This is a genomic window from Barnesiella sp. (assembly GCF_022723415.1).
Lineage (GTDB): Bacteria > Bacteroidota > Bacteroidia > Bacteroidales > Barnesiellaceae > Barnesiella > Barnesiella intestinihominis.
Map to the genome: position 1 here is coordinate 1 of NZ_JAIJHU010000104.1, position 3,936 is coordinate 3,936.

Genomic DNA, 3,936 nt, shown 5'->3' on the forward strand with positions numbered 1-3,936 from the left:
TTCTTCTCCCCCTATTGCTGGGCGACACCCCGTAATACTACGGGACTCGGCAGGGAGGAGAGTAGAAATCTTTCAATACATCGCTCCACCGTTGTTTTAATCTTCCGGCTCTACGAGCCTTCTCGCCCAATCGCACATACGTGCGCAGAGGAGGAGTGTGTGAATACCCTACAATACCGCAGGGTATAGGTGAGGGGGTTAAAAAGCATTCTCCTTTTAGGGTGGAGAGATAGATTTTACACTTCTCCCCTGTGTTTTGCAACGCAGAATATAGGGGAGAGACCGAAGAACAATAGTTTCTGAGGAGAGGGGTTGAGGAAGATAGCATATAAGATTTTTGATTGTAGAATTTAACCCCTCGCCCTACGGGCACTCCCCCTATATTCCCTTACGGAAACACCCCGTAATGTCACGGGACACGGCAGGGGGAGAGAATTGAAACGTTACTTTGAGTGATTTCACCCATTCCGGCTCCGCATAACATCTCCCCTATCGAATTTCACTAACCTCATTCGGGACGAATAGAATTCACAAAGTTCGGTAAAAACACACACGAGCGGTTCGGTAGGATAAAAAAGCCGAACATACAACAACCCATATCGCACAAAGAGAGAATATCAAGTGAGAAATACCGCGCCTCATTGCAGTCCAACAAAAAAGTTTCATTCGTAAAGAGTTATGAATGAAACTTTTATTATATTTATAGCCAAATACAGTTAAGAGAAAACGATAGAGCATATCTTATATGAAATATTACATTGAGCTTTTTACCTTATTGTTATTTGTCGGATGTATACCAAATAGATGCTATACAATCTATCAAATCGATAACGGTGAAGACTATCTACAAGACGGAATGCGCCGCATTGTAGACAGGCAAGGGCGTATAGGGTATGTAAATGAAAAGGGTGCAATTATCATCAAACCTCAATTTGCTTTTGGTTTTCCTTTTAAAGACGGACGTGCAAAGGTTACAAATAGAGGAGAAAAAAAAGTAGTACCAAATTCAAAAGGAGAATATCATTATTGGGAAAGTGATAAATGGTTCTATATAGACAAGAGGGGAGTATCACTTCCTCAATTTAGCGTTATGGAATGGATCCCGACGCAAGTTGTAGATGATAAAGAAAATAGACAATATCGGATTGGTTTTATAGGATTAGCCAGATGGTTCTATTTACCTTATGACAACTCTAACGACTGGATAATAGTAAAGATAAAGGAGGCCATCGAAAATATTTCGATGATAGAAGTCACACTGTTAAACACAAATACCATTATTGACGTTCAACACAGCTATAAAGAACGGCCAAACAGCCTTCTTATAAATAATCCCTCACTATAAGAAATCACTGTAAATTTTATTCTTTTTTGTCTTATAAAAACTAAGGATAAAGAGAGGTCTTATCTTCGCTTCATACCCCCTCGTCCTGCACCTCCCCCTATCTTATCTGCGATGAGCAGAGGGAGAGTATTAAAATGTCACTTTGAATGGCCTTTCTGTGCTTTCTTTTTGCTTTGTGAGTACTTTCTATTCCTTTACAGAAACATAGGGAGAGAGTGTGTGATGCTTTGATATGCCTCCTCTGCTAAGGATATTTTTTAACCCCTCCGTCCAGAGGACACCTCCCCTATATTTTGCTATGCAAAACACAGAGGAGGAGGGTAATACTTTCCTGTGTATCGTGTTTGTTCTTCTCCCCCTATTGCTGGGCGACACCCCGTAATACTACGGGACACGGCAGGGAGGAGGTTCAAAATACCATTCCAATAGTGTCACACCAATCCATCTCTGTTTTAAGAGAAGTGTATGAATATCCGGCAATGCTACATAGGTATGAGAGAAGAAAAGGATTTTCTACCATTCGGAGATATATAGGTAAAAAATAAGCGAACGTATCGCGAACGTTTCTTATTCTTCGTCTCCCCACAAACGGAGGGCAATGCGCGCACAGCCTTCGGCATCGGCAAGTGCATAGTGATGGCGGTCGAAGGGAATACCCAAATAGGCACAAACCGTAGGTAGCCGGTAATTGGCAATGGACGTGCGGGGAATAACCCGACGCGCCTGTCGGAGGGTACAGAGAAATGTCCCGTAGGTATAATCGATGCCATACATGCGACAGGCAGCCCGAAGCACCCGTTCGTCGAAAGCCTTGTTATGGGCAACGAAAGGTAACCCCTCGACCCACGGAACGATCTCGCTCCATACTGCGTCGAACGTGGGAGCCCCGCAGGTATCGGCCGGATAGATACCGTGTACTTGTTCGGAAAAACGGCGGATATAGTAATCGGGTTCGGGACAAACCAACCGATGCATGCTCTGCGTTATTTCCCCGCCACGCACGACCACAAGCCCCACGGAACAAATACTCGTAGGCTCGTAATTGGCGGTTTCGAAATCTATGGCGACAAAATCTTTCATGCGATTATTCTTCGGGTAAAGATACGGAAAAAACAAGATTATCGCATTATCGAAATTTCTTCCTGCAAATTTTGTCATACATGAGATATGCTCTACCTTTGAAGCAGGAAACGGATTTGCCCTATTCCTACTCCCTAATTTAAGAAAAACGAATATGAAAATAGGTATTATCGTAGCCATGCAAAGCGAATTGGAATGCGTTCGCTGTTTACTCGAAAATCCTCGGGAAGAGCAGCACGGTTCGTCTTTGTTCATTATCGGCACGAATGGGAAACATGAACTGATTCTGACACAAAGCGGAATAGGGAAAGTATCGTCGGCCATACGGACTTACGAACTGATAGACCGATATGCTCCCGACTGCATACTGAACACCGGTGTCGCCGGAGGTATAGACCGATCGATGCATGTCATGGATATAGTGGTGGGCAGCGAAATCGTTTATCACGACGTTTGGTGCGGAGAAGACTGTGCATGGGGGCAGATAGACGGACTTCCCGCCCGGTTCCACAGCGACCCGGCATTGGTGGAAAAGGCATTGAAAGTATCGACCGACTTGTCTCTCTATAAGGGATTGGTTTGCAGCGGCGACCGTTTTATCACCGATCCGGCGGAACTTTCGCAAATCAAAGGGCTGTTCCCCGAGGGCATGGCCGTAGATATGGAATCGGGGTCTATCGCACAAGTATGTTACTTACGTCACGTTCCTTTCCTGAGCTTCCGTATCATCAGCGATACACCGGGTGTCGACGGCCATATAGACCAGTATAACAATTTCTGGGAAAATGCGCCTCATCGTTCTTTCGAGATTTTAACCCAACTCATCAATGTGTTGTAAAACAAAAAACAATCGATATGAAAAAGATACCGAGCTTTACCATCGACCATATCCATTTATTACGTGGCATTTACGTTTCCCGTAAAGATTATTTGGGCGACCACGTCGTAACGACTTTCGATATTCGAATGAAAGAACCCAACCGGGAACCGGCCATCGGTTACGGTGCGTTGCACACGATCGAACACTTAGCCGCCACATTTTTGCGTAACCACCCGGTATGGGGCGACAAAATCGTATTCTGGGGCCCGATGGGTTGCTGTACAGGAAATTATTTCCTGATGCAGGGCGACCTCGAATCGAAGGACATTGTAGAACTAATGCGGGAGACATTCCGATTTATTCGCGACTTCGACGGAGAAGTGCCGGGAGCCGCTCCACGCGACTGCGGAAATTATCTGCTGCACGACCTGCCTATGGCTCGATGGGAGGCAGACAAATATCTGCGCGAGGTTCTCGACGTTATCGAGGAAAAGAACTTGGTTTATCCTACTATCGAAAAATAGTGGGGAGATTGTAGATTTAACCCCCTCGCCCTGCGGGCACTCCCCCTATCTCATCTGCGATGAGCAGGGGGAGAGGATTAAAAGCGACACTTCGATCGGCCTTTTGTGCTTTCTTTTTGCTTTGTGAGTACTTTCTATTCCTTTACAGAAACATAGGGAGAGAGTGA

General features: G+C 45.1%; 5 protein-coding genes. 4 read left to right on the forward strand and 1 reads right to left on the reverse strand.

The window, feature by feature from the left end; translation table 11 throughout:
• On the forward strand, positions 1-189 hold a 189-nt coding region (locus QVD32_RS12670; protein WP_287710318.1), incomplete at its 5' end, for a hypothetical protein.
• Between the two features lie 556 nt (positions 190-745).
• Positions 746-1,345 (forward strand): WG repeat-containing protein, encoded by a 600-nt coding sequence (locus QVD32_RS12675; RefSeq protein WP_021891628.1) that lies wholly within the window; start codon positions 746-748, stop codon positions 1,343-1,345.
• A gap of 567 nt (positions 1,346-1,912) precedes the next feature.
• On the opposite strand, the gene QVD32_RS12680 is transcribed toward QVD32_RS12675, so the two are convergent.
• The gene (locus tag QVD32_RS12680; protein WP_021891627.1) at positions 1,913-2,425 is read right to left on the reverse strand and encodes a 3'-5' exonuclease; all 513 of its coding nucleotides are present in this window, start codon (positions 2,423-2,425) and stop codon (positions 1,913-1,915) included.
• Between the two features lie 154 nt (positions 2,426-2,579).
• On the opposite strand from QVD32_RS12680, the gene QVD32_RS12685 reads away from it, so the two are divergent.
• Together QVD32_RS12685 and QVD32_RS12690 are read left to right on the forward strand one after the other, a co-directional pair.
• Positions 2,580-3,263, forward strand: coding sequence for a 5'-methylthioadenosine/adenosylhomocysteine nucleosidase (locus QVD32_RS12685; RefSeq protein ID WP_021891626.1), 684 nt, complete (start codon positions 2,580-2,582; stop codon positions 3,261-3,263).
• 17 nt (positions 3,264-3,280) lie between these two features.
• On the forward strand, positions 3,281-3,769 hold the full coding sequence (locus tag QVD32_RS12690; RefSeq protein ID WP_008861283.1) for an S-ribosylhomocysteine lyase: 489 nt from the start codon (positions 3,281-3,283) through the stop codon (positions 3,767-3,769).
• Positions 3,770-3,936: the final 167 nt, after the last annotated feature.